General features: G+C 55.0%; 21 protein-coding genes. 11 read left to right on the top strand and 10 right to left on the bottom strand.

From position 1 onward, the window contains the following. Window positions 1-34: 34 nt before the first annotated feature. Both uvrB and ACFPLB_RS08795 read right to left on the bottom strand, forming a co-directional pair. Complete coding sequence (gene uvrB / locus ACFPLB_RS08800; protein WP_378228981.1) at window positions 35-2,944, bottom strand: excinuclease ABC subunit UvrB; 2,910 nt, start codon at window positions 2,942-2,944, stop codon at window positions 35-37. A 128-nt stretch (window positions 2,945-3,072) separates the two neighbouring features. Then, window positions 3,073-3,420, bottom strand: a complete 348-nt coding sequence (locus tag ACFPLB_RS08795) for a hypothetical protein (RefSeq protein WP_378228980.1) — start codon at window positions 3,418-3,420, stop codon at window positions 3,073-3,075. Between the two features lie 406 nt (window positions 3,421-3,826). On the opposite strand from ACFPLB_RS08795, the gene ACFPLB_RS08790 reads away from it, so the two are divergent. Continuing rightward, complete coding sequence (locus ACFPLB_RS08790; protein ID WP_378229208.1) at window positions 3,827-4,036, top strand: cold-shock protein; 210 nt, start codon at window positions 3,827-3,829, stop codon at window positions 4,034-4,036. A gap of 63 nt (window positions 4,037-4,099) precedes the next feature. Here the strand turns inward: ACFPLB_RS08790 and ACFPLB_RS08785 are convergent, their stop codons facing one another. Both ACFPLB_RS08785 and ACFPLB_RS08780 read right to left on the bottom strand, forming a co-directional pair. Further along, window positions 4,100-4,933 carry an EAL domain-containing protein gene (locus ACFPLB_RS08785; protein WP_378228979.1) on the bottom strand — a complete coding sequence of 278 codons (834 nt, stop codon included), beginning with the start codon at window positions 4,931-4,933 and terminating at the stop codon, window positions 4,100-4,102. A gap of 26 nt (window positions 4,934-4,959) precedes the next feature. Next, the gene (locus tag ACFPLB_RS08780) at window positions 4,960-5,838 is read right to left on the bottom strand and encodes an EAL domain-containing protein (protein ID WP_378228978.1); all 879 of its coding nucleotides are present in this window, start codon (window positions 5,836-5,838) and stop codon (window positions 4,960-4,962) included. Window positions 5,839-6,059: 221 nt separating this feature from the next. On the opposite strand from ACFPLB_RS08780, the gene ACFPLB_RS08775 reads away from it, so the two are divergent. After that, a complete protein-coding gene (locus ACFPLB_RS08775; protein WP_378228977.1) occupies window positions 6,060-7,262 on the top strand; it encodes a pyridoxal phosphate-dependent aminotransferase in 1,203 nt (400 codons plus the stop codon). 349 nt (window positions 7,263-7,611) lie between these two features. Here ACFPLB_RS08775 and ACFPLB_RS08770 read toward each other — a convergent pair whose 3' ends face one another. Together ACFPLB_RS08770 and trxB are read right to left on the bottom strand one after the other, a co-directional pair. Then, window positions 7,612-8,508, bottom strand: coding sequence for a LysR family transcriptional regulator (locus tag ACFPLB_RS08770; RefSeq protein WP_378228976.1), 897 nt, complete (start codon window positions 8,506-8,508; stop codon window positions 7,612-7,614). Between the two features lie 49 nt (window positions 8,509-8,557). Continuing rightward, the gene (gene trxB / locus ACFPLB_RS08765; protein WP_378228975.1) at window positions 8,558-9,532 is read right to left on the bottom strand and encodes a thioredoxin-disulfide reductase; all 975 of its coding nucleotides are present in this window, start codon (window positions 9,530-9,532) and stop codon (window positions 8,558-8,560) included. 204 nt (window positions 9,533-9,736) lie between these two features. Between trxB and ACFPLB_RS08760 the strand changes: the two genes are divergently transcribed. Then, on the top strand, window positions 9,737-10,207 hold the full coding sequence (locus ACFPLB_RS08760; protein ID WP_378228974.1) for an Lrp/AsnC family transcriptional regulator: 471 nt from the start codon (window positions 9,737-9,739) through the stop codon (window positions 10,205-10,207). Window positions 10,208-10,254: 47 nt separating this feature from the next. Here ACFPLB_RS08760 and ACFPLB_RS08755 read toward each other — a convergent pair whose 3' ends face one another. The 3 genes from ACFPLB_RS08755 to ACFPLB_RS08745 form a co-directional block, all read right to left on the bottom strand. Then, window positions 10,255-11,553 carry a hemolysin family protein gene (locus ACFPLB_RS08755; RefSeq protein ID WP_378228973.1) on the bottom strand — a complete coding sequence of 433 codons (1,299 nt, stop codon included), beginning with the start codon at window positions 11,551-11,553 and terminating at the stop codon, window positions 10,255-10,257. 245 nt (window positions 11,554-11,798) lie between these two features. Next, window positions 11,799-12,638, bottom strand: coding sequence for an extensin-like domain-containing protein (locus ACFPLB_RS08750; RefSeq protein WP_378228972.1), 840 nt, complete (start codon window positions 12,636-12,638; stop codon window positions 11,799-11,801). Window positions 12,639-12,709: 71 nt separating this feature from the next. Further along, entirely contained in the window at window positions 12,710-13,399 is a 690-nt protein-coding gene (locus ACFPLB_RS08745; RefSeq protein WP_378229207.1) for an MOSC domain-containing protein, read from the bottom strand. A 278-nt stretch (window positions 13,400-13,677) separates the two neighbouring features. Here ACFPLB_RS08745 and greA point away from each other — a divergent pair, with 278 nt between their 5' ends. The 6 genes from greA (at window position 13,678) to ACFPLB_RS08715 (ending at window position 18,864) form a co-directional block, all read left to right on the top strand. Further along, complete coding sequence (greA, locus tag ACFPLB_RS08740) at window positions 13,678-14,151, top strand: transcription elongation factor GreA (RefSeq protein ID WP_378229206.1); 474 nt, start codon at window positions 13,678-13,680, stop codon at window positions 14,149-14,151. Window positions 14,152-14,177: 26 nt separating this feature from the next. Then, window positions 14,178-15,257, top strand: a complete 1,080-nt coding sequence (locus ACFPLB_RS08735) for a glycosyltransferase family 4 protein (RefSeq protein WP_378228971.1) — start codon at window positions 14,178-14,180, stop codon at window positions 15,255-15,257. Next, window positions 15,254-16,105 (top strand): hypothetical protein, encoded by an 852-nt coding sequence (locus ACFPLB_RS08730; protein ID WP_378228970.1) that lies wholly within the window; start codon window positions 15,254-15,256, stop codon window positions 16,103-16,105. The genes ACFPLB_RS08735 and ACFPLB_RS08730 overlap by 4 nt, the downstream gene beginning before the upstream one ends. Beyond that, a complete protein-coding gene (locus ACFPLB_RS08725) occupies window positions 16,047-16,889 on the top strand; it encodes a glycosyltransferase family 25 protein (RefSeq protein ID WP_378228969.1) in 843 nt (280 codons plus the stop codon). The genes ACFPLB_RS08730 and ACFPLB_RS08725 overlap by 59 nt, the downstream gene beginning before the upstream one ends. Window positions 16,890-16,900: 11 nt before the next feature. Continuing rightward, window positions 16,901-17,818 carry a hypothetical protein gene (locus tag ACFPLB_RS08720; protein ID WP_378228968.1) on the top strand — a complete coding sequence of 306 codons (918 nt, stop codon included), beginning with the start codon at window positions 16,901-16,903 and terminating at the stop codon, window positions 17,816-17,818. A gap of 269 nt (window positions 17,819-18,087) precedes the next feature. After that, the gene (locus ACFPLB_RS08715; RefSeq protein WP_378228967.1) at window positions 18,088-18,864 is read left to right on the top strand and encodes a transglycosylase SLT domain-containing protein; all 777 of its coding nucleotides are present in this window, start codon (window positions 18,088-18,090) and stop codon (window positions 18,862-18,864) included. 68 nt (window positions 18,865-18,932) lie between these two features. On the opposite strand, the gene carB is transcribed toward ACFPLB_RS08715, so the two are convergent. Continuing rightward, the gene (carB, locus tag ACFPLB_RS08710) at window positions 18,933-22,406 is read right to left on the bottom strand and encodes a carbamoyl-phosphate synthase large subunit (protein ID WP_378228966.1); all 3,474 of its coding nucleotides are present in this window, start codon (window positions 22,404-22,406) and stop codon (window positions 18,933-18,935) included. Window positions 22,407-22,718: 312 nt separating this feature from the next. On the opposite strand from carB, the gene ypfJ reads away from it, so the two are divergent. Both ypfJ and ACFPLB_RS08700 read left to right on the top strand, forming a co-directional pair. Beyond that, on the top strand, window positions 22,719-23,651 hold the full coding sequence (gene ypfJ, locus ACFPLB_RS08705; RefSeq protein WP_378228965.1) for a KPN_02809 family neutral zinc metallopeptidase: 933 nt from the start codon (window positions 22,719-22,721) through the stop codon (window positions 23,649-23,651). Between the two features lie 32 nt (window positions 23,652-23,683). Continuing rightward, the gene (locus tag ACFPLB_RS08700; protein ID WP_378228964.1) at window positions 23,684-24,661 is read left to right on the top strand and encodes a nitrilase-related carbon-nitrogen hydrolase; all 978 of its coding nucleotides are present in this window, start codon (window positions 23,684-23,686) and stop codon (window positions 24,659-24,661) included. Window positions 24,662-24,726: the final 65 nt, after the last annotated feature.

Raw genomic sequence — 24,726 nt, 5'->3', positions numbered from 1 at the left:
GCCTTTTTCATTATACTTCTGACAGGAGACAGGGTTATTTGCCTGGTCGGCCTGTCTTGGAAGGACGGCGTCGGCGTTTTGCGACATCTGCCGGGTCTTCATAAGAACCAAGGCCGATCCGCTCGCGCCGGATCGGTCCTGCATCATCATCCGGTTTGACCGGCTTTTTGCCTTCCACGGGTTTTTCGGTGCGGCCCACAGTCATTTCGTCGAGCGTGTTCTTGCGAAACAGCGAGCGCGATATGGCGCCTGCCGGGGTCGCCATATCGGTTCCCGGTCCCATGTCATCGAGTGAGGGTTTGGCAAAAAGCGATGTGTTTGCCGGGCTGTCATCGACCGCCCGGTGCCTTGCGCGCCCCTGATTGTGCCGCCCTTTTTCGCGGCCCGAAACCGGGCTTTCGGATTCGACATATTTGGCCAGCGGATCGTCAGAAATGGCCAGTTCCAGTTCGGTCAGCCGCTTGATCTCGTCGCGCAGACGCGCTGCCTCCTCAAAATTGAGATCGGTGGCGGCGACCTGCATTTTCTTGTGCAGGAATTCCAGATGGGTTTTGAGATTATTGCCGACCAATTGGCCTGCATCATCGGTAAATTTTGAAATATCGGCACGGACGTGGTCCTGTTCATAGACCGAATCCAGAATATCGGCGATGCGCGATTTGACCGATTCAGGTGTGATGCCGTTGGCTTCATTATATTCGATCTGCTTTTCGCGGCGGCGATTGGTCTCGCTCATCGCCCGCTGCATCGAGCCGGTGATCTTGTCGGCATAGAGGATGACCTTGCCGTCAACATTGCGCGCTGCACGCCCGATGGTCTGGATCAGCGATGTTTCGGAGCGCAGAAAACCTTCCTTGTCGGCATCCAGAATGGCGACAAAGCCACATTCTGGAATATCCAGTCCCTCGCGCAGCAAGTTGATGCCAACCAGCACGTCAAAAGCGCCAAGCCGCAGATCGCGCAGAATTTCGATGCGTTCCAGCGTATCAATGTCGGAATGCATATAGCGCACACGAATGCCCTGCTCATGCAGATATTCGGTCAGGTCTTCGGCCATGCGCTTGGTCAGAACGGTGCACAGGGTTCGATAGCCCAGCGCGGCTGTTGCGCGGATTTCGCCCAAAACATCATCAACCTGATTCTTGGCGGGCCGCACCTCGACCGGCGGGTCAATCAGTCCGGTCGGACGAATGACCTGTTCGGCAAACACACCGCCAGCCTCTTCCATTTCCCAGCCGCCGGGTGTTGCGGAAACGGCAATGGTCTGCGAGCGCATGGCGTCCCATTCCTCGAAACGCAGTGGTCGGTTGTCCATGCAGGAGGGCAGACGGAAGCCGTATTCGGCCAGCGTTGCCTTGCGCCGGAAGTCGCCGCGATACATGCCGCCGATCTGGGGAATGGTGACATGGCTTTCATCGATGAAGACCAGCGCATTGTCGGGCACATATTCAAACAGCGTTGGTGGCGGTTCGCCCGGTGCGCGGCCGGTGAGGTAGCGCGAATAGTTTTCAATGCCGGCGCAGGAGCCTGTCGCCTCCAGCATTTCCAGATCAAAGCGCGTGCGCTGCTCCAGCCGCTGTGCTTCCAGTAGCCGCCCGGCCTGTTCCAGTTCAGCCAGCCGTTGCTTTAACTCTGCCTTGATGGACTTGATGGCCTGATTGAGGGTCGGTCGCGGCGTCACATAGTGTGAATTGGCGTAAATCTTGACGCTTTCGAGGTCGCCGGTTCTGGTGCCGGTCAGCGGGTCAAATTCGGTGATTGTCTCGATTTCGTCGCCAAACAATGAAATGCGCCAGGCGCGGTCTTCAAGGTGGGCAGGGAAAATTTCGATCGTGTCGCCGCGCACACGAAATGAGCCGCGCACGAAATTGGCATCCAGCCGCTTATATTGCTGGGCAATGAGATCGGCCAGCAATTGGCGCTGGTCCAGCCGGTCGCCAATCGACATCTGGAAGGCCATGGCCGTATAGGTTTCGACCGAGCCGATACCGTAAATACAGGAAACCGAGGCAACGATGATGACATCATCGCGCTCCAGCAGCGAGCGGGTGGCCGAGTGGCGCATCCGGTCGATCTGTTCGTTGATCGAGGATTCCTTTTCGATAAATGTGTCGGTGCGCGGCACATAGGCTTCGGGCTGGTAATAGTCGTAATAGGAAACGAAATATTCTACCGCATTGTGAGGGAAGAATTTTTTGAACTCAGCGTAAAGCTGCGCGGCCAGTGTTTTGTTGGGGGCCAGAATCAGGGCAGGGCGCTGCGTTTCCTCAATCACCTTGGCCATGGTGAAGGTCTTGCCGGAGCCGGTGACGCCAAGCAGCACCTGTGTGCGCTCGGCATCGGCAATGCCTTCGACAAGATCCTTGATTGCGGTCGGCTGGTCGCCACGCGGTTCAAATTCCGATTCCATGCGAATTTGAATGCCGCCTTCGGATTTTTCCGGGCGGTCAGGCCGGTGAGGCGTCCATATCTGACCGTTCTTGTGCAGCGGATTGCCGCTTTCGATCAGATCGGACAGTGCCTGCACTGTGGCGGTGACGGCGGATTTTGGCAAGGTGGCGGCATCTTCCAGCGAGATGTCGAGCCCGGCCACCGGATTAAGACCCGCTGCGGCACGTTCTTTGGCGGACGCGGCCCCGCCCATGGAGGTGCCACGCGCAGAACGGGTAGGGGAGGCCGAGCGGGCCGGGATTTTGGCGCCGGTTTTGTCTGCCTTGCCAACAGGCTTTTTGGCAGGCTTTTTCTGCTCTGCCTCCTGTGTGATCTGTTCGGCCCATGCTGAAATCGACCCCGACAGCGGAATGCCGGACAGTTCGGGCTGTGGCGCTTCCCCAAAGCCGGTTTTTTCCAGCGGTTTGCTCTCTAGCGGCTTACTGGCATCATGAAAGTCGGTCAGGGGACTGCGCGGCTTGTGCTGCGCCTGCTTGTCAGGAGATTTGGCCATTGGATGAATATGGGTGCGGCAGTCTCAAATGGAAAGGCCTTTATCCCGAAACTGGTTTCCGGTTCAAGATAAAGGCTTGAGCCGCATTTATGCGACGCCAGACAAAATTGTCTGGCTGCAAGAAATGCTTAATCCCGGCCAAACCGCCAGAAACGGTTGCGCCGATCAAATTCCGGCTGCTTGCATTTATAAACTGTGCAGGCGCGCATATCGGCACTGGGCACAGTGGCCCGCGCACGCACCTGTCCAGCCGGGCAAAAGCGGCTATCACGCACATAACGGTCGTAAAGCGGCAGGCTCGGATTGTGCGGTGATCCGTAGCGCAAAATCACTGCCCCTTCGCGTGCCACCCTTGCCTGCACAGCCTCACAGCTCATGCGCGTCGGGTCGTAGCGGGAAATTGCCTGTGCCTGACCGGCAATCAAGCCAAGTCCGAGACCGATGAGCGCAATTTTGCAAAAAGAATGGATTTTCATGATGTTTTCCGCTGTTAAAGCGTGTCGCTTTTCTTTCAGATTCACGCGACCCGCTTTAAGCCCTTATTTTTACGCATATCTTTATCCTGAAACTGGTTCTCAAGTCTCGGGAGACAGGCTTTAGAGCATCGCCTGTTTCTTCAGAAGTGGATGCAACCGTCTAACTAAAAAAATGCTCTACCGGCCTTTTAAACGCCCGCCCATGATGATGGTTCCACGCAGTCCTTGCAAGACGAGCCTTGCAACTGGCGCAGGACATGCATATATGGAACGCATTGATATTTCGGCCGATCGATCCGGGCCGCGCGTTCCTAAGAGCTTGCTGCCGTCTATCTCCAAAATCTCGATACCACTGACCGGGTGGATTTCCGGTCATAGACAAACGCAGCAACCAAGGAATACTTACATGGCAACTGGAACCGTCAAGTGGTTCAACGCTACCAAGGGCTACGGCTTCATCCAGCCTGACAATGGCGGCCCCGACGTTTTCGTTCACATCTCCGCTGTTCAGCGCGCTGGCCTGACCGAGCTTGCAGATGGTCAGAAGATCAGCTTTGAGATCGAGCAGGACCGCCGCACCGGCAAGTCCTCTGCCGGCTCTTTGCAGACGGCCTGATTTTGCGCCGGGTCAGACAGTCTGGCCAGCCGAATTGAAAAGACAAATTGAAAAGGCGGGCTTTCAAGTCCGCCTTTTTTTATTGGTTTCCTGCAAACCGGCACGCGGCAGAAGACTGGCGGCCACCAATGGCCCGTGATCGAAAAAAGCACCGGTTGCCAGCGGCTTTGCCAACAGCACCCCTTGCAGAAAATCAGCACCGGCTTCAAGCGCCACCTGCAACTGATGCGGGCTGACTATGCTCTCCACCAGAACCTGCACGCCATGAGCATGCAGTGCGGCAATCAACCGGGCAAGCAAAGATCCTGCTCTCGTGGAGGTACATAAAAGCGCAAACAGCGGACCATCAATACGCACAATATCGGGGCGAACCAGATCAAGCAGTGCTTCCCCCCCTTGCGCAACGCCAAAGCCGTTCAAGGCCACGCCAAGACCTGTCGCCCGCATTTCACCCAATATGCCATCCAGAAACCGGGCATCCACACCCGGAGCGGCATTGATCTGACACATCAGCATTTTGGGATGCAGGCCCAGTTCCTCCAGTCGGCCCGCAATTTGCCGCAACTGTGAAATTGCCCCATCATCGGCCGCCGGATCGCAAGCAAAATCAAAAAAAAGTCTGACATCATCCAGGGCCAGATTGCAGAAATTACGCATATGAAGCGCCTGGCAAAGCGCCGTAATATAAGAACGCTGATCCTGCCCGATCATCTCCAGAAAGGTTGCGGGATGAACGCTTTTACCCTCATGATGTGCCTCGACGATCGCTTCCACCGCCACCATGCGCAAGAGTTCGCCACGGGGCGCAAATATCGGCTGATATGCACTGCGCAGACGAAATTTTTCGTAGATCGCATATTCAACACCGATTTCATCGACGAATATGGCGTCTCTCACGTCACATAGTCTCTTGCCATTTGTCGTCATTTCAGCGCCCGCCGACCAAAGGATATTGCCCCGGATTGGGAAAATAGCGGCTCGTTTGGCAATGCGGGCGATGCAACAGGCAAGACATCTTGCGCAGCTTTCATCTGCGGTGATGCCAGCCGTGGTTTGGCCAGCACAAATCCCTGTACCATTGAAGCGCCTGCTTCTTCGGCAAGTTCAAGCTGCCATCCTTCCTCAATCCCCTCAAACACCGTGCAAATATTCTGATCCTCAAATGATCTGACCATCCCCGCCAGTACGGAAAATCCGGCTTCGGTCTCCATAAGCCGACGAACCCATTCCGCATCGAATTTGACAATATCAGGGGCCAGTTCCTGAATACGCTGGATATCAGAGTCATCAGCGCCATAATCATCAACGGCAATATGAAAGCCATTGGCCCGTAATTTGGTAACGAGGTTGTAAAACATCTGCGCAGAACCGGCCGGATTTTCCGTGATCTCACACACGATGCGCGCAGGCTCGATCCCGACACCGTTCATCACCAGACGCATATCACGCAAGGTCGTCTCGCAAACAAGCTCTTCGGTAAAAACCGAAGGATTGATGTTCAAGAACAACAAGGCCTCGTCCGGCAGGCAAATACTGGCATTGAGCAGATGCAATGTGCGGATCAGTTCTTCCGCCTGTTGGCGCTCGTCAGCATTGCAGGTTGAAAAAAACACAAAAGGAGATTCCGGCTGATCATCACGAAACGGTCGGACAAGCGCCTCGAAGGCCTCGATACGCAACTTGCCGTCGTGAAAGGCAAAAATCGGCTGGAACGCGCTTTTGAGCGTATAAGGCCCCCACTGCCCTGTTGCAGTTTCGTCTTCCTCGCGTTCGATGCGATCCAATCCGGCCCTTCGTGCCACCTTTCAGCTCTTCCATTGATCATTTCACGCCAGATAATGTGGCACTAAACGCTTAAAGGCAGCTTAACCTGCGCTTTTGCGCTCAAAGCCATAAATTTTTTTTGGACGGGGGCGCAAAGGTGAACAATACTTGCGCCCCATCGTTTCATGCGACATTACAGATGTTCCATATTTTTTTCGGTCCACCCTCTCTTGGACCACCCCCTCTTGGAGATGTCCCAATGGCCTTTCTTGCCGACGCCCTTTCCCGTGTGAAGCCTTCTGCGACCATTGCCGTGACACAGAAAGCGCGCGAGCTGAAAAATGCCGGTCGTGACATTATTGGTCTGGGGGCTGGTGAACCTGATTTCGACACGCCCGACAACATCAAGAATGCAGCCATTGAAGCCATTCGCCGCGGTGAGACAAAATATCCGCCGGTCTCCGGCATCATGCCGCTGCGTGAAGCAATTGCAGCCAAGTTCAAGCGCGAAAACAATCTGGACTACAAGCCTGAACAAACCATTGTCGGCACCGGCGGCAAGCATATTTTGTTCAACGCCTTGATGGCCACACTCAACCCCGGTGATGAGGTGATTATTCCGCGCCCCTATTGGGTAAGCTACCCGGAAATGGTGGCCTTGTGCGGTGGCACCCCCATTTTTGCCGAGACCTCTATCGCCAATGGTTTCAAACTGACACCGGAAGCGCTCGACAAGGTGATTACGCCAAAAACCAAATGGCTGGTGATGAATTCACCGTCCAACCCTTCGGGTGCCGCCTATTCGCAAGCTGAATTGCGGGCGCTGGCCGATGTGCTTTTGAAGCATCCCCATGTCTGGGTGCTGACCGACGATATGTATGAGCATCTGACCTATGGCGACTTCATCTTCAAAACCATTGCCGAGGTTGAGCCAAATCTTTATGAGCGCACCTTGACCATGAATGGTGTGTCCAAAGCCTATGCCATGACCGGCTGGCGTATCGGCTATGCAGCCGGTCCTCTCCAGCTTATCAAAGCCATGGATATGATTCAGGGCCAGCAGACTTCAGGCACCAGCACCATCTCCCAATGGGCTTCGGTCGAGGCGCTGAACGGACCGCAAGACTTCATCCACAAGAACAAGGCGATCTTCCAGTCACGTCGTGATCTTGTCGTGTCCATGCTCAATCAGGCGCGCGGCATCTCCTGCCCCACACCGGAAGGAGCTTTTTATGTCTATCCTTCCTGTGCGGATCTGATCGGAAAAAAGACGCAGCAGGGCAAGGTGATCGAGAATGATGAGGTCTTTGCCTCAGAGCTTCTGGAAGAAGAGGGCGTGGCCGTCGTCTTTGGCTCCGCCTTTGGTCTTGGCCCCAATTTCCGTATCTCTTACGCAACCTCGGATGCACTTTTGGAAGAAGCCTGCACACGCATCCAGCGCTTTACCGCAAGTCTGGTTTAAGGCATTTGTGCTTGCCTCCGACGGGTTCCATCTGAGGCAAGCACAAGAGTTCCATGTCTTTTTGCATAAGTGGGTTGCAAAATAGATGCTTGTTTGCCGCCAGGAAATAACTGATATTTCAACCATCTCCTGAGCGCGTTCTCCTCCCATTAGCGCTCACGAGTGTTCCCCTCTGGAGGTTTAGCCTTTCAGGCACTCCATCAAACTTGGCCGGGTCCTTTGATTCGGCTTTTTTTGTTTGGGTTTTCTTTATGTGTGCAAGGCCAGATGAAACATCCGGCTGCAAAATGTTAATTTTTATTGAGCCGCATTTATGCGACGCCAAATATTCCATTTGGCTGCAAAATGCTTAAAACGACCAGTTGCGCGCCTCGGCATACATGAAATCGCGAAAGGCCTTCAGCTTCGCCTGGTTCTTCATGGCCTCGGGATAGACAAAAAACGTGTCGAATGACGGGCCATCAAGCTCTTCGAGAATTGGCACAAGGCCGGTTTCCTTGCCAGACATGTAATCCGGCAGCATGGCAATCCCCACCCCGCGCCGGACAGCCCTGCGGATCGACATCAAATCATTGATCTGCAACACGCTTGGCCGTTTTTCACCATCGGGTCTGCCCACTGTTTCCAGTGCATTCAGGCCAGCCAGATAGGTTGGAACCGGTTCACCAAAGGTAATGATGCGATGGCGGTCGAGGTCAACTGCCGTTTTGGGCACGCCATGGCGGTCAAGATATTCCTGTGAGGCCACAACGCGCAGATGCACGGTAAACAGCCGACGCTGGATCAGATCCGGTTGCTGTGGCTGGCGCAGACGCACCGCACAATCAGCCTGGCGCATGCTTAGATCCAGCTCCTCATTGGTAAACACCAATTGCAGGTCGATGTCGGGATAAAGATCCAGAAATTCTTTTGTCCGATCGACCAGCCAGCCGGTTCCCAGCCCCACAGTGGTGGTGACGCGCAAAACGCCGGTCGGGTGGTCCTTTGTCTCCAGCAGGCGCGAGCGGATCGCCTCCAGCTTCATCAGCACTTCATGGGCTGTGCGAAAAAGCATCTCCCCCTGCTCGGTCAGCACCAGCCCACGTGCATGGCGGTGGAACAAAGCCACCCCGACATCATGCTCCAGCGCACTGACCTGCCGTGAAATGGCTGATTGTGACAAATGCAGAGATTCAGCGGCATGGGTGAACGAGCCTGCCTGTGCGGCAGCATGAAAAACCCTGAGCTTGTCCCAATCCAATGCCATGTTTTCCCCTCAAACCATGCCGCGTTTGAAAAATACGGGGCAGTTGCAATTACTGCGCCGCGTCCTGATGCTGCTCAATCTCCGCCAGATATTTTTCTGCTTCCAGTGCAGCCATGCACCCCATGCCAGCCGCCGTCACCGCCTGACGAAACACATCATCCGCCACATCGCCAGCCGCAAACACACCAGGCATGCTGGTGCGCGTCGAATCTGGTTCCGTCCACAGATAGCCGCCCTGCTTCTGCTTCAGTTTCCCGGAAAACAGTTCTACTGCCGGAGCATGGCCAATGGCGACAAACACACCATCAACCGGAAAGCGGCTTTCTTCACCTGTCAGTACATTGCGCAGTTTCAAGCCTTCGACTGAAGGCGGCAATGGCGCCTGTCCCGGGCGGCCGGTAATTTCATCGACCACAGTGTTCCAGACAACATCGATATTGTCCTTGGCCAGCAGACGTTCACGCAAGATGCGCTCGGAGCGAAAATCATCGCGGCGATGAATAACCGTAACACGGCGCGCCAGATTGGACAGGTAAAGCGCTTCCTCCACGGCCGAATTGCCGCCGCCAATCACCGCAACATCCTTGCCCCGATAAAAGAAGCCGTCACAAGTGGCGCAGGCCGACACGCCAAATCCCATAAAAACCTGCTCGGACGGAATACCCAGCCATTTGGCCTGCGCGCCGGTGGCGATGATGAGGGCATCAGCGGTAAAAACAGTGCCCGAATCAGCCTTTGCCACAAAGGGGCGCGCATCCAGATCCACTTTAACGATGATGTCGTGGATAATTTCCGCACCCACATGTTGCGCCTGTTCAGCCATCTGCTCCATCAGCCATGGTCCCTGTACAGCTTCGGCAAAACCGGGATAGTTTTCAACATCCGTGGTGATGGTCAATTGCCCGCCCTGCTGAAGCCCCGTGACCAGCACCGGGCTCAACATGGCGCGTGCCGCATAAATGGCAGCGGTATAGCCCGCCGGACCAGAGCCGATGATGAGAACAGGAGCATGCTTGGTGGTCATGGTTGAGCCTTGCTAAAAGCAGGCTTGAGAACTGCCTGCCGGATAAAGAAATCAGTATGGCGTCAATGTAAGGGCTGGCCCTTGCGCCAGCAAGACACTGGATAAAGTGTCCCCGGAAAGCTGCAATGCAGAAAGAGGCTGGTGCAAAAGCTGAAAAGTCGGCTAATGACTGAATACGACAGATTGTTGCGCAAAGATGATCGCATGACCCTGAACGCCGACCTCGACGCCATTGACTGGAAAATTCTGCGCGAATTGCAAGATAATGGACGCATGACCAATGTGGAATTGTCGCAAAGGGTGGGTATTTCTGCACCACCTTGTCTGCGGCGGGTGCGCCGGCTGGAGGAAAATGGCGTCATACGCGGCTACCGTGCGCTTTTAAACGGGCCCTCGCTTGGCATGGAAGTTGTCGCCTTTTGCCTTGTCGGCCTGAAACATCAGGCCGATCATGAGTTGAAAGCCTTTGCCGAACTTACCCGCAACTGGCCACATGTGCGTGAGGCATGGATGGTTTCAGGCGAATCCGACTTTCTGCTCCATTGCAGCACCAGCGATATTGGCACGTTTCAGACTTTTGTGATCGAGGAACTGACCTCTTCACCCAATGTCGATACGGTGCGCACCGCGCTGACCATTCGCAAGGTCAAGGACGAAGCACCTGTGCGGATCTGACAAAGCCTTTATTTTGAATGTGAGAACCGGTTTCGGGAGATAAAATCTTACTCCTCATCCGGCAGACGGGTCGCCAGCACCTTGTCGATGCGCCGGTTGTCCAGATCAACCACCTCAAAACGCCAGCCCTGCGCATTGACCGCCTCGCCCGTGGTGGGCAGATGATGCAGATGCGACAGCACATAACCCGCCACGGTTTCATAATCGCGGTTTTCCGGCAGTTCGATACCTATGACATCGGCCATTTCATCAGCCTGCATATAACCGGCCAGCAGCCAGGAACCATCCTCGCGCCGGACAGCGGTTTCTTCCACATCATCTTCATCAAGGTCAGAGCGGAAAACGCCGGTAATGGCTTCCAGAATATCTGCCGGGGTCACCACACCTTCAAAATGGCCGTATTCGTCGTGGACGAGAGCCATCGGCATGTCGGATTCCTTGAGCCTGGCCAGCACATCCAGCGCATCGGCCTGGTCATGGACAATCGGGGCCTCGCGCACATGTTTGCGGGCATCGAGCGGCTTGCCTTCCAGCAGGCTGGAGAGAATGTCACGGGTCTGCACGACGCCGATCATATGATCGACAGTGCCGTCAGCCGCCGGCAGGCGCGAATGCTGGCTTTCCAGCAACAGTTTGCGTACCGCCTCTTCATCCGCCTGAATGTTGAGCCAGTCCACATCGGTGCGCGGGGTCATCACCGCACGCACCGCCCGATCGCCAAGCCGCATCACGCCGGCAATCATGCGGCGCTCATCGGATTCAATGGTGCCCTGATGCTCGGCTTCCGCCACAATCATCTTGATTTCTTCATCGGTGATTTTTTCATCGCTCTCGCCGCGCTGCCCAAGCAGCCACAAAACAGAGCGGCCGGAAAGATCCAGCAACCAGACAAGCGGCGCAGAAATGGCGGCCAGAACGCCCATTGTACCGGCAATTTTTGAGGCGATGCGCTCCGGATCACGCAATGCAATCTGCTTGGGCACCAGTTCGCCGATGATGAGCGAGGCATAGGTGATGACGGCAACCACGATGCCGACGCCCAGCGTCTGGGCTACCCCCACCGACATGCCGGTTTCAATCAGGACTTTGGAAAGCCGGTCGCCCAGTGTCGCGCCTGAAAAGGCGCCGGATAAAACACCGACCAGCGTGATGCCGATCTGCACGGTCGACAAGAATTTTCCGGGATTGGCGCCCAGTTCCAGTGCTCGCGCTGCCCCCCTGACCTTGCGGTCGATCATGGTCTTGAGCCGGGCCGGACGCGAAGAAACAATCGCAAGTTCCGACATGGCGAGCAGGCCGTTCACGCAGATGAGGACGACGACAATAACGATTTCAACATAGAGCATGAATGCTCATTAGCATTGTCGAGGCTATTTGGAAAAGATGGCAAAACACATCCTAGTGGTTCGTTTCCAACATTTGCATCCCATTTGTATCGGGCGCGGGGCAAATGTTGGAAACAAGAGAACCACTAGCTGCCTTGTTTGTTTTAAAGCGTGTCGTGATCTTTCAGATTCACGAGCTTGCTTTAAATTTTTGTTTTTACGCATGTCTTTACCCCGAAACCGGTTCCCGGTTCGGGAGACAGGCTTTAGCGGCAGGCACGATAGCCGTTTTTGCGGGTCTTGATGTCGAAATGGAAATGGTCGCGGTGATCATGATCATAGCCCGGACCCAGCACCGTGGTGAAATAAGAGCAGCCATCGGCGCGCACCGTATTGAGCAGACCGCGTTCACGAAAGGCAAACAGGCCGGGTTTGCGCACGTCGATCACCTTGCCATTGTTGAGTTCAATTGCCATCACATCAAGCGCATTGCCCTTGCCATGTTCGGAAAGCACGCCTTCGCCACGGATTTTGCGGCAGGAATAGCTTGACCCTTGCCGGATGGAGCGCACCCCGCTCAAATACCGCAAACGTGCAGCAGGGTTCAATTCATCGCTTGTCCATGTGGCAAAGCTTGCGGCCATGGCGCAGGTGAGTGTGGCTGCCGGTTTCATTTCGATCTTGCCAATGGCGGTTACTTTGACGGGATGGTCAATGCCGCACTGGCCGCCATCACGGATCGGGTCAATATCGGTATAGGCCACACGCAGCCGTTTTAGCTCCTTGCGGCAGGCCTCTTCGCTTGCTGGCAATTGAGAGGGTAAAGAAAGTGGCAGATCAAAACGCGGATAGGCAGCGGTGACATAAGGATCAAGCGTGGCAGGAGCCTGCAAGCTGGCCTCAGGTGCTGTGACTGGAAGGGACGAAACAGTTGGAATGGTTGCGGTGCTGCCGACATCAATGGCGGGCTGAAGGTTCAGCACACTGCCTGTGTTGCAGGCTGAAACGCTGGCAAGCATCACCAGCGCCGCGGCAGTTGCCAGCAATCGAACGCGACGTCGCAGAGCGCAAATGCCATCAGCACTGTGTGGAAAACGCCCGGCCATGGTGACAAACTTTGCTCCTTCGGGAGTTTGTGTTTATCAACCAAGGGTAAAGAAAAGATCAGCGCCGCCATTCATCTGTATGGCGCAATTGCGGCATCTTGCAACCGGGTGCTCCAGTCCTCGACCTTCCGGCTGGCGATGCGCCGCGCCGCCAGTTCGCGCCAGGAAAGAGCCAGTTCCGGCAATTGACTGAGTTTTTCCAGCGCCTCAAAATCCAGGGTGCGGGTGTAGAAAAGGTCGATAATGCGTGCCAGAACCCAGTCCGGTTGTGGGCGCTCCTGCAGGATAAGTGTGTCTCCGGCCTGTGCCACGCCTTCTTCCAGAACCCGATAATACCAGCCGGTGCGCCCGGTTTTTTGAACGCGAAACGCCATGTCGGAGCGCTCAAAATGCGCATTCAAACGCCAGCAGGGCTGACGCCCCTGACTGATTTGCAGCAAGGCTGTGCCCAGGCGAAAGACATCGCCAATACAGATGTTTTCTTCGCGCAACCCCGATGACGTGATGTTTTCGCCAAAACCCGGTACGTCTGCCACAATCCCTTCGCTGGCCCATGCTGCATAATGGTCGGCCGGATAATGATGCAGGGCCTTTTCCGGTCCACCATGATGGCGGGTATCGCCCTGCTGGTCATTTGCCAGCCCGACCTTCGTAATGCGCTGATAGCCTTGCACCGGTTTTTTATCGATGCCGCTTGCAACCTGCCGTGGCCCCAGCGGCGCGAGTGAGCCGACAAACAAATTTTCAACTGTTGCAGATATGGCCGGGGTGGGAGAAAGAGACGAGTTCTCAGGCACTGTGATCCACTTTCTGTCTGCTAAAGCAGGCCCTGTCTTTCGATTGCAGGAAAATAGTCATTCATCTTACAGGCTGAATTCAACTCACAAAACCTTTGTCATTTTAGGACGTGAAAAGCCCAGAATAATTGCTATATTATGGAAGAATCCAAATGTGACGGTTCTGCCAGTTTTCTGGTGGACCGTTTTATTTTTGTCGAAAGGCGTCTGAGAAAAGGCGAACGACAGGGAAAGGAATGGCTATGAACAAGGTGCCGATGACGGCTGGCGGCTTTGAGACGCTCAAGGAAGAACTTCGCTGGCGTCAGCAGGAGGAGCGGCCGCGTATCATCGAGGCAATTGCCGAAGCGCGTTCGCATGGTGATCTTTCGGAAAATGCCGAATATCATGCTGCCAAGGAATCGCAGAGCCTCAATGAAGGCCGCGTTGGTGAACTGGAAGATCTGATTGCCCGCGCCGAAGTCATCGATATCAGCAAGCTCAGCGGCGCTACAGTGAAATTTGGCGCGACTGTTGTTCTGGTGGATGAAGACACCGAGGAAGAAAAAACCTATCAGATTGTCGGCGATCAGGAAGCCGATGTGAAGGCGGGCCGCATTTCCATCTCATCACCTATCGCGCGTGCGCTGATCGGCAAGCAAGTGGGGGACGCCATTGAAGTCAATGCGCCGGGTGGCGCACGTGGTTACGAAATCCTCGAACTGCGCTGGGCCTGAACAAGCGCATCAGGAAGGGGCCGGCGATGACTGCGCCAGTCGATCTGTCCCGGGTCCATGTCGTGGTCCCCAATTTTAAAAAACGCCTGTCGGGTGTCACGAGCACGATTATTCAACTCGTGCCCCTTCAGGAAAAACAGATCGGCATTGCAACATTGGGGCCGGGGCTTCCCGACCATTTGCCGAAACTGCGCTGGTGGCAGGTGCCGGGGCTGTTGCGACGCCCCAAAACAGCCATGGTGCGGGTGTGGCACGCGCGCCGCAACCCGGAAATGCTGGCCGGTGTTATCCTCAGGGACATTTTTCGGGCGCCGCTGAAACTTGTTTTCACCTCGGCCTCGCAGCGCCAGCACACAGGCTGGACGAAATTTTTGATCCGCCGCATGGATGCGGTGATCGCCACCAGCGTCAAGACCTCTGCCTATCTGAAAGTGCCCAATAGTGTCGTCATGCATGGCATTGACACCGACCGCTTTTGTCCGCCGGTTGATCGCGCAGAGGCGGCGCGCCAACTCGGCCTTGATCCCGGCCAGCTTTATGTCGGATGCTTTGGCCGGGTGCGTCATCAAAAGGGCACGGATCTTTTTGTTGATGCAATGATTACGCTTTTGCCTGACCATCCGCGCTGGTCAGCCATTGTGGCTGGACGGGCAACAGCTGAGCATAAGGATTTTGAAGCGCAGTTGCGGGATCGCGTCAAAAAGGCAGGTCTGGCTGAGCGCATCCTGTTTGTGGGTGAGCACAAGGATATTGAGCGCTGGTATCAGCCATTGTCGCTGTTCATCGCTCCGCAGCGCTGGGAGGGTTTTGGCCTGACGCCACTGGAAGCCATGGCCACTGGCGTGCCTGTTATCGCCACCGATGTCGGTGCTTTTTCCGAATTAATCGAAGAAAATGTCACCGGAGCGCTGATTGTGCGTAATGATCTTGAGGCCATGATTGCCGCGGCAAAGCACTGGATGGGCAATGAAGTGGCGTTGGAAAAAGCAGGAAAAGCTGCACTCGATCATGTGCATACCCATTTTCAGCTTGCGGGCGAAGCTCGGCAATTGGGTGATATCTATCATGAATTTCTGGGTGGAGAGACTGAGGATAATGCTATATGAAAAGAAAATTAGCCTCATTCTGGACTGGTGCACCACTGGGACCAATTGAACAGATAAGCGCGTTGTCGTTTCTTTCTGTTGGACATGAGCTGACGGTTTACTCGACTGGTCCAGTTGAGGGGCTGCCTCTGGGTGTCGAATTGCGTGACGCTAATGAAATTCTTTCAACGCAGCATATTGTTACACATCGAAAGACAGGTAGTGCGGCCCTTTATTCTGATCTTTTTCGTTATGCGCTACTGAACCAGACTGATTATACTTGGGTTGACCTCGATATGGTCGCATTGCGCCCCTTGCCTGACAATATGGACTATCTCGTGGGCTTTGAGAGTGCAGAGGAAGTTAATGGTGCGGTGCTACGGTTGCCAGCAGGGTCGTCTACGCTCGCGCTATTATCCAAGTTTAAGGTTGACACGCACGGCTATCCACCATTTCTGACCGGATTCCGTTATTTTCGTTATGTTGTCAAATCACTGGGAAGAGGCTTGCATATTTCTGATTGGCCATGGGGTTCAATCGGACCAAGAGCTCTGACCTATTACTTGCAGCAGACAGGCGAAATAACCCATGCCCTGCCGAAAGAAGCCTTTTATCCTGTCAGCTATCGGCAGGTAGAACGTTTTGCCAAGCCATATGATCTGACGATGGACTCCTTTGGCGAGCAAACCTATGCAGTTCATTTGTGGGGGAAGGCGCTACGTCAGCATATAAAAGAAAAATGTGGCGGCGCTATTCCTGAAAACTCATTCCTTGCTTGCTCAATTAAACATTATTCGGAGGCGATGGAGTTTGACATCTGTTCGGGACAGAGAAAAATTATCGATCGCGGTATATGTTATCAATCTTGAAGACAGCAAAGAGCGGCTTGATCTGATCAGAAGCCAGCTTGACTCTTTAGGCATTGCCTTTGCGCGCGTTCCTGCATTTGACGGTCGCAAGCTCGATTTGAGCAAGGTTGAAGACTACGATGCTGACCGATCTATGCGATATATGGGGCGTGAACTCGTCGGCGGAGAAATTGGCTGTTACCGCAGCCATCTCTCTGCTGCTGAGCATTTCCTTGCCTCTGATGCTTGCTATGCGCTGGTGCTTGAAGATGATGCTCATCTTCTGTGTAATCCACTGGAGTTACTGGCCAAGGCACTGCCTGATCTTGAAATGATAGATCCTGACTGGCTACTGATGAATATCGGCAACCGTAAGCTAAAATATTCCAGTTCGCTGTCACGTTACAATGTTGATGCCCGTAATTATGTGCTGGCTGCCGCTCATTATTTTCCGATGGGGACCAGAGCTATCGTCTGGTCGCGCAAGGGAGCCCGAAATTTTGTTGCAAAACACCGCACTATTTTTGCACCCATCGATAATTATTTTCGTTTTTGGTTGACCCGTCAGGGGCATGGATATTCTTTTTGGCCAGCGCCAATCACCGCTACTGATGCGAAAAGTCAAATCATGGCATCGGACGAAGGTGAGCGCGACAAATATGGTCGCAAATGGTATCACAGCTTTGCCAAGAAAAAACGGCTGCTTGAAGAAAAAATAATAGCCTTGAGGCATAAGTATCTTTCCAAACTGAAACTCAAATCTGACAACACAAAGCGGGCTTGGAGTGCTGACCCTAACGAGTAGATAATTTTCCTATGGCTTATTTAAAGCAAAACCGCCCATTCCATCGCTATCTTGCCCGGATCTATTGCCGCCTTTGCTATGGAGCCTTGCGGTCGCATAATGAGGAATGGTGGCCGGGCTTGCGATTGCAAAAGCCCGGCTTGAATGGCGCCGCCGGATCTGTCGAATATAAAGGGCGGGTGCTGGCGCCCTTGCTTCCTTTCTCGGCAAAGGAAAAGCTCGAAGAATTGATCATTGTCGGTTCTGGCCCCTCCCTTGCAAGTCAGGCTATCGATAAAATTCCCATGTCATCGGCCATTCTGTTGAATGGGGCTGTTCATCTTCTGTCGGAAACAGATGAACGGCCTTATGCGATCGTGATTGAAGATGAGCGGTTCATCTGGCGGCACTGGCCTGATTTGTGTCGGCTGGTGCCTGAGCCTGCTGACGTTTACTTTTCAACCAGTGTGATCCGCAGCCTGTGCGAAACTGCCCCGGACTGGCTGGCCAGACAGAGAATTCACCATCTGGATTTCGTTCACCGGCCCTATCTGGCCCCACGCCGCAATATACAGCACCAGAAAGAACTGCCATTTCTTATGTGGTCTGACGATGGTGAGGTTGCGATTTCCCTTCAGCCAAGGTCAGGAATTGTTGCCGCAGGTTCGGTGGCTGTTACAGCCGCTCAACTTGCGCTATCCATGCAGCCGGCAAAGATCGGATTGGCAGGCATTGATCTGACATCGACACAGATGCCGCGATTTTACGAGCAGGCGGGCAATCAGGCGATGTCGCGGCTGGATGTAGCTGTTGAGCGTATTCTTGCAGCCTTTTCTCTCATCGCAAAAGAGGGCGGTAACCGAGATATTGTCTTTGAAAATTACTCTCCCATTTCCTTATTGATAAACAAAAATATACCCTATTCATCAAGGTTAGAGCCGGTCTCTTGAAACTGGTTCCGGTTCAGGGGCAGGTTTTCGTGTTACATTCTGTTACAATATCTCATTGAAACAGGGCCTGTCGCTTCGGTTTTATCGCTTCTTTTCTAACGCATTGCATTTGTTGGGTTATTTTTGCTCTTGCGGGTGGGGTGCTGTGGGCAGGCATGGTGGGGGCCTGAAAACCGCAGCAGTGCAGGTTGCCGCATAAAATCGGCTGGTGTAAAGGAGCGGGTAACCGATGAACGGACTTTGACCTGCTCTTGTCAGCGAAGCTTAAAATGACCGCCTTCGGCGTTGTGTTTGCGGCACTGGGCGTTTCCGGCTGCACCACCTCGCAGACCATGCAAAACTTTGCCCAGGCGAGTGAAGCAGAAAGCGATGCGGGCTTTACCCTGACGCTGCCTGAAACGGTAGCTGTTTTTCCTGAAAGCGCGCTCGGTTATAGCGGACAAAATGCTGATCTGGCGCAAGTGCCGGGTGAAGCTGTCCCGGTCATGGCGCTGGCTGCGCAAGGCGTTGGTTCTGGTGTGCAACTGGCTTCTGCTGCTTCCATGGTTCCTGTTGAGGCGCCCACACCCGCTACCGACCTTGAAGTCCGCACCGCCTCGCGTAGTGAGGTCGATGGGCTGATTGCCAAATATGCCAGTTTTTACGGCCTGCCGGAGGCTTTCGTGCGCCGCGTCGTCAATCGTGAGAGCACTTTTAATCCGAAAGCCTATAATAATGGCCATTGGGGCCTGATGCAGATCAAGCACGCGACCGCGCGCGGCATGGGTTATGATGGCCCGGCCAAGGGGCTGCTCGATGCTGAGACCAATCTGAAATATTCGGTCAAATATCTGCGTGGTGCATGGCTTGTGGCTGATGGCGATGAAAACCGCGCCGATCGGCTTTACCAGACCGGGTATTATTACCATGCCAAGAAGCGTGGAATGCTGGAAATTACTGGCCTTGGCAAGGATCGTAAGCGCCGCCGTGAGCCTGTGGTTGCAAAGGCGTCAGCGATCGAGACACCGCAGCAGGTCAATCTGCCGGTTGCACTCAACGAGTTTTGATTTTTGCTTTCCAAAAAGCTTTAAAAAGGCCGGGCTAAACCCGGCCTTTTGTTTTTCGGTTGCAAAATTTAAAAATAATCCTGCAAGGGGCGCACTTCGAGCGACCCGGCTTTAAGGGCTGCAATGGCCTCTGCCACGGCTCCCATGCCTGCCAGCGTTGTATAATAGGGCACTTTTTGCATCAGCGTGGCGCGGCGCAGAGATTTGGAATCCGACACCGCCTTCTGGCCATCCGTGGTGTTGAAGACGATATGCACCTGACGGTTGCGGATGGCGTCTTCAATATGTGGACGCCCTTCCAGCACCTTGTTGATCTTTTCCGCTGGAATGTTGTTTTCAGCCAGAAAACGCTGGGTGCCGCCGGTGGCCAGCACCCGAAAACCCAGTTCCGACAGGCGGCGCACCGGCGCCAGCACGCCTTGCTTGTCGTCATCGCGCACCGAGACAAACAAGGTGCCGGAGCGTGGTAGATCAACGCCTGCGCCAAGCTGGGCCTTGGCAAAAGCCAGCGCATAGTCACGATCAAGCCCCATGACCTCGCCGGTGGACTTCATCTCAGGCCCAAGCAGAATATCCACGCCGGGGAAACGGGAGAAGGGAAACACCGCTTCCTTGACCGCGATATGGCCGGGATTACGGGCATCCGGCTTCTCGCCATAATGGGCAAAGGCAGCATCCAGAGTTTCACCGGCCATGATGCGGGCTGCAACCTTGGCGATCGGCTTGCCAACCGTCTTGGCGACAAAAGGTACGGTGCGGCTGGCGCGCGGATTGACCTCCAGCACATAGATGGTGCCGTTTTGAATAGCATATTGCACATTCATCAACCCGCCGACATTGAGCGCCCTGGCCAAGGCTGTTGTCTGGCGCTCCAGTTCATCGACAATCTCATCGGAAAGCGAATGGACGGGCAGTGAACAGGCTGAATCGCCGGAATGGATGCCCGCTTCCTCAATATGCTCCATAATGCCCGAGACATAGACATTTTCACCATCGCACAGGCAGTCAACATCAACTTCAGTTGCTCCCGACAGATAGGTGTCGAATAAAAGCGGGTTCTTGCCCAGCAGCGTGTTGATCTGGCCGGTCTTGTCGTTGGGGTATTTCTGCTTGATGTCTTCAGGCACCAGTTCCGGCACGGTGTCGAGCAGATAGGTTTGCAGCATGGTCTCATTATGGATGATCTGCATGGCGCGCCCGCCCAGCACATAAGAGGGGCGCACCACCAGCGGAAAGCCCAGTTCACCGGCAACGGTGCGCGCCTGCTCGACCGAATAGGCAATACCGTTTTCAGGCTGGGTCAGGTCGAGCTTTTGCAACAGCTTCTGGAAGCGGTCGCGATCTTCGGCCAGATCGATCATGTCGGGTGAGGTGCCAAGGATCGGAATGCCGTTCTTTTCCAGCGCTTCGGCCAGTTTCAGCGGGGTCTGGCCACCGAACTGGACAATAACGCCGGCCAGTTCGCCACGGCTTTGCTCCAGCTTGAGAATTTCAATGACATCTTCAGCCGTCAGCGGCTCGAAATAGAGGCGGTCGGAGGTGTCATAATCGGTTGAAACCGTCTCCGGGTTGCAGTTGATCATGATGGATTCATAACCGGCTTCTTCAAGGGCAAAGCAGGCATGACAGCAGCAATAGTCAAACTCGATGCCCTGACCGATGCGGTTGGGGCCGCCGCCCAGAATCACCACTTTCTTGCGGTCTGAGATTTCGGCCTCATTGGCAGGTGCGCCCGCAAAGGGCTGCTCATAGGTGGAATACATATAAGCGGTGGGCGAGGCAAATTCGGCAGCGCAGGTATCAATGCGCTTATAGACCGGGTGAACGGCAAGCGCATTGCGTAATTGCGCCACTTCCTTGGGTTTTTTGCCGGTCAGTGAGGCAAGACGGGCATCGGAAAAGCCCATGGCCTTGATCATGCGCAGATTGGCCGCATCATCGGGCAGGCCATGTTCGCGGATGCGGGCTTCCATGGCGATGATACCGGCGATTTGTTCAAGGAACCACGGGTCGATCTTGCACATGGTGTGCACATCTTCCAGTGAGGTGCCCATGCGAATGGCCTGTGCCACCATGCGCAGGCGGTCAGGCGTGGGTGTGCCAAGTGCTGCACGGATGGCGTTCTTGTCGTCGCCTTGCCCGATGCCGGGAATTTCAATCTCATCAAGGCCGGTCAGGCCAGTTTCCATACCGCGCAGCGCCTTTTGCAAGCTCTCCTGGAAGGTTCGGCCAATGGCCATGACCTCACCCACCGATTTCATGGCGGTGGTCAGGATGGGCGAAGCACCGGGAAATTTTTCAAAGGCAAAACGCGGGATTTTGGTGACCACATAGTCGATGGTGGGTTCAAAAGAAGCAGGCGTTGCGCCGCCGGTAATGTCATTGTCAAGCTCATCCAGCGTATAGCCAACGGCCAGCTTGGCGGCTATCTTGGCAATGGGAAAGCCGGTGGCCTTGGAGGCAAGGGCGGAAGAGCGCGAGACGCGCGGGTTCATTTCAATAACGACAAGACGGCCATCTGCGGGGTTGACGGCAAATTGCACATTGGAGCCGCCTGTCTCGACACCGATCTCGCGCAGCACCGCAATTGAGGCGTTGCGCATGATCTGATATTCCTTGTCGGTAAGAGTCACGGCCGGTGCAACCGTAATGGAATCACCGGTATGAACCCCCATCGGATCGATATTTTCGATGGAGCAGATGATGATGCAGTTGTCCGCCTTGTCGCGCACGACTTCCATCTCATATTCTTTCCAGCCGAGAACGCTTTCCTCAATCAGCACTTCGGTGGTGGGCGAAGCATCAAGCCCCGACTGGACGATGGAGAAGAATTCTTCGCGGTTGAAGGCAATGCCGCCGCCGGTGCCGCCAAGGGTAAAGGAAGGGCGGATGATGGCAGGCAGGCCCACAATATCCATGGCCTGTGCAGCCAGACCCATGGCATGGGCGACATAGCGCTGCTTGCGGTCGCCTTCGCCCAGGTTCCAGCTTGTTTCAAGCGCGTCCAGTTCCTTGTCGGAAGCGCCCGATGCCTTCAGACTTGCGCGCTCTGCCTCATGGGTCTTGCGGTCGGCATCCTTGACCTCGGTGGCGTTGGCCAGCATCGACTTGGGCGTTTCCAACCCGATCCTGGCCATGGCCTCACGAAACAGGGCGCGATCTTCGGCCTTGTCGATGGCGTGCGCATCCGCACCGATCATCTCGACATTATAGCGCTCCAGCACGCCCATGCGGCGCAGCGACAGGGCCGTGTTCAGCGCCGTCTGGCCACCCATGGTCGGCAAAAGTGCATCCGGGCGTTCCTTGGCGATGATCTTGGCAACGACTTCAGGCGTGATCGGCTCGATATAGGTGGCATCGGCCAGTTCCGGGTCGGTCATGATGGTGGCCGGATTGGAATTGACCAGAATGACGCGGTAGCCTTCCTCGCGCAGCGCCTTGCAGGCTTGCGTGCCGGAATAGTCGAATTCACAGGCCTGACCGATGACGATGGGACCGGCACCGATGATCAGAATGGATTTGATATCGGTGCGTTTTGGCATGGTTTTTTCCATCATTGTTGTGCGCGCAAAACACCGACGCCGGATTTTCCGGGCCGGTTTGCACTGCGTGGCATATCAGTATCTGGCTAAGAGGGCCTTATAGGGCAGAGTTTGACATGATGTAACCCCGAAAAATGCATGTTTGCCCAGCCGATGTGCATAGCTTGCGCATAAATGATGGCTGCGGGATCAAACAGGCAGCTTGCGCGTTGAAGAACCGGGCTGCAAAACCAGTTCCGATATTGATCATGACATGGTCCGGCAGATCGGCTATCTGTCTGCTTGAGGGACTGCACCACAAAGAGGTATGCGATGCGCTGGAGAGGCCGCCGTCAAAGCAGCAATATTGATGATCAGCGTGGACGCGGCGGACTGCGCAGGCCCGGCGGCTTTGGCAGTGGTGGTCCCGGTCGTATCCGTATTCCCATTGGCGGGCGTGCCGGTGGCGGCAGCATTTCAACTATCATCATCCTGATCGTGCTGTTTTTTGGCCTGAAAGCCTGCGGCATTGATCCGATACAGATTTTGAACGGCGGCGGCGGCTTCCTGCCAGGTGATGACCATGGACGGTTAAGTTCAACCGAATCCGGTTCGGGATCTGTGCGCAATGATGAAATGGGACAGTTCGTGGCGACCGTTCTGGCCGAGACGGAAGATGTGTGGCACGGTATCTTCAAGTCCAATGGCCTGACCTATGAGGAGCCGCGCCTGACCCTGTTTGAGGATCAGGTCAATTCGGCCTGCGGTTTTGCTTCTTCCGCCTCCGGGCCATTTTATTGCCCCGGCGACAAGAAGATCTATCTCGACACATCCTTCTTTCAGCAGCTTTCCCGGCAATTTGGCGCATCCGGCGATTTTGCCGAAGCCTATGTGATTGCCCATGAAGTTGGCCATCATGTGCAAAACCTTATCGGGGTATTGCCCAGATTCAACCAGATGCGCCAGCGCATGAGCGAAAGCGAAGCAAATCAAATGTCAGTGCGGGTTGAACTCCAGGCCGACTGCTTTGCCGGTGTGTGGGGCCATTTTACGGCGCAAAAAGGCATTCTGGAGGAAGGCGATCTGGAAGAGGCGCTTAATGCGGCCCAGCAGATCGGTGATGATACGCTGCAAAAGCGTATGCAGGGCTATGTGGTGCCGGAAAGCTTCAACCATGGCACCTCGGCCCAGCGGCAGAAGTGGTTTGCGCGTGGCTATCAAAGCGGCAAACTGTCTGATTGCGATACGTTCAACACGCCTATTTAAACATTTCTATCCGGGGAAGGAGGGAGGCTGCCATGACACAGACCCGTATTGCCGTGGTTCAGGCCGGAACCAGCCTGTTTGATACGCCGCGTACGCTGGAGCGTATGGAGGCGCATTGCCAGACGGCGGCGGCTGATGGCGTGGAGCTTGTTGTTTTCCCCGAAGCCTATGTTGGCGGCTATCCCAAGGGGCTGGATTTTGGCGCACGGGTTGGAACCCGCACCGAAGCTGGCCGCGATGATTTCTTGCGCTACTGGCAGTCGGCCATCGATATTGCGGGACCGGAAGTGGCGCGCATCGGCTCTTTTGCCGCCAAAATGAAGGCGCATCTGGTCACTGGTGTGATCGAGCGTGATGGCGCCACGCTTTATTGTACGGCATTGTTTTTTGGGCCGGACGGGAGCCTGCTTGGCAGGCACCGCAAGCTGATGCCGACGGCCAGCGAGCGGTTGATCTGGGGACAGGGCGATGGCTCGACCATTCCTGTCTTTGATACCGATATTGGCCATATCGGTGCGGCCATTTGCTGGGAAAACTATATGCCTGCCCTTCGTCAGGCCATGTATGGCAAGGGCATCAATTTATGGTGTGCGCCAACCGTGGACGAGCGTGATATCTGGCAGGCGTCAATGCGCCATATCGCCTATGAAGGGCGCTGTTTTGTGCTTAGCTCCTGCCAATATATGACACGCGCCGACGCCCCGCCTGACTATGATTGTGTGCAGGGCAATGATCCCTCGACCGTGCTGATCCGCGGCGGAAGTGTGATTGTGGGGCCGCTTGGGGATGTGCTGGCCGGTCCGGTCTATGATCAGGAGGCCGTGTTGAGTGCGGATATTGACCTGACAGATACGATCCGCGCCAAATATGACCTTGATGTTGTGGGCCATTATGCGCGCCCTGATATTTTCAGGCTGAGCGTCAATGAAACCGGGCGTACGCCGGTGAGCTATCAGATGGAAACTGCCGGTGGCGATGAGAGTGACGACCTTGATGAGGCGTTATTCTAGGTTGTGGTGACGATTTAAGGTTTTGGGATTCCCATCCGGTCGCAAATCAGATTCAACGCTGATTT

Source organism: Aquamicrobium segne, from assembly GCF_042656785.1.
Taxonomy (GTDB): Bacteria; Pseudomonadota; Alphaproteobacteria; order Rhizobiales; family Rhizobiaceae; genus Mesorhizobium; species Mesorhizobium segne.
Note: the sequence above shows the minus strand (reverse complement) of the source record. Positions and strands in the feature narration are given on the sequence as shown.

What these genes read in the sequence shown, in the direction of transcription:
- ACFPLB_RS08730 (WP_378228970.1), top strand. Translation starts at nt 15,254, where the DNA reads ATGAAAAGAAAATTAGCCTCATTCTGGACTGGTGCACCACTGGGACCA.
- ACFPLB_RS08715 (WP_378228967.1), top strand. Translation starts at nt 18,088, where the DNA reads ATGACCGCCTTCGGCGTTGTGTTTGCGGCACTGGGCGTTTCCGGCTGC.
- ACFPLB_RS08720 (WP_378228968.1), top strand. Translation starts at nt 16,901, where the DNA reads ATGGCTTATTTAAAGCAAAACCGCCCATTCCATCGCTATCTTGCCCGG.
- ACFPLB_RS08760 (WP_378228974.1), top strand. Translation starts at nt 9,737, where the DNA reads ATGACCCTGAACGCCGACCTCGACGCCATTGACTGGAAAATTCTGCGC.
- ACFPLB_RS08790 (WP_378229208.1), top strand. Translation starts at nt 3,827, where the DNA reads ATGGCAACTGGAACCGTCAAGTGGTTCAACGCTACCAAGGGCTACGGC.
- ACFPLB_RS08770 (WP_378228976.1), bottom strand. Translation starts at nt 8,508, where the DNA reads ATGGCATTGGATTGGGACAAGCTCAGGGTTTTTCATGCTGCCGCACAG.
- ACFPLB_RS08795 (WP_378228980.1), bottom strand. Translation starts at nt 3,420, where the DNA reads ATGAAAATCCATTCTTTTTGCAAAATTGCGCTCATCGGTCTCGGACTT.
- ypfJ (WP_378228965.1), top strand. Translation starts at nt 22,719, where the DNA reads ATGCGCTGGAGAGGCCGCCGTCAAAGCAGCAATATTGATGATCAGCGT.
- ACFPLB_RS08700 (WP_378228964.1), top strand. Translation starts at nt 23,684, where the DNA reads ATGACACAGACCCGTATTGCCGTGGTTCAGGCCGGAACCAGCCTGTTT.
- greA (WP_378229206.1), top strand. Translation starts at nt 13,678, where the DNA reads ATGAACAAGGTGCCGATGACGGCTGGCGGCTTTGAGACGCTCAAGGAA.
- ACFPLB_RS08750 (WP_378228972.1), bottom strand. Translation starts at nt 12,638, where the DNA reads ATGGCCGGGCGTTTTCCACACAGTGCTGATGGCATTTGCGCTCTGCGA.
- carB (WP_378228966.1), bottom strand. Translation starts at nt 22,406, where the DNA reads ATGCCAAAACGCACCGATATCAAATCCATTCTGATCATCGGTGCCGGT.
- uvrB (WP_378228981.1), bottom strand. Translation starts at nt 2,944, where the DNA reads ATGGCCAAATCTCCTGACAAGCAGGCGCAGCACAAGCCGCGCAGTCCC.
- ACFPLB_RS08755 (WP_378228973.1), bottom strand. Translation starts at nt 11,553, where the DNA reads ATGCTCTATGTTGAAATCGTTATTGTCGTCGTCCTCATCTGCGTGAAC.
- ACFPLB_RS08735 (WP_378228971.1), top strand. Translation starts at nt 14,178, where the DNA reads ATGACTGCGCCAGTCGATCTGTCCCGGGTCCATGTCGTGGTCCCCAAT.
- ACFPLB_RS08775 (WP_378228977.1), top strand. Translation starts at nt 6,060, where the DNA reads ATGGCCTTTCTTGCCGACGCCCTTTCCCGTGTGAAGCCTTCTGCGACC.
- trxB (WP_378228975.1), bottom strand. Translation starts at nt 9,532, where the DNA reads ATGACCACCAAGCATGCTCCTGTTCTCATCATCGGCTCTGGTCCGGCG.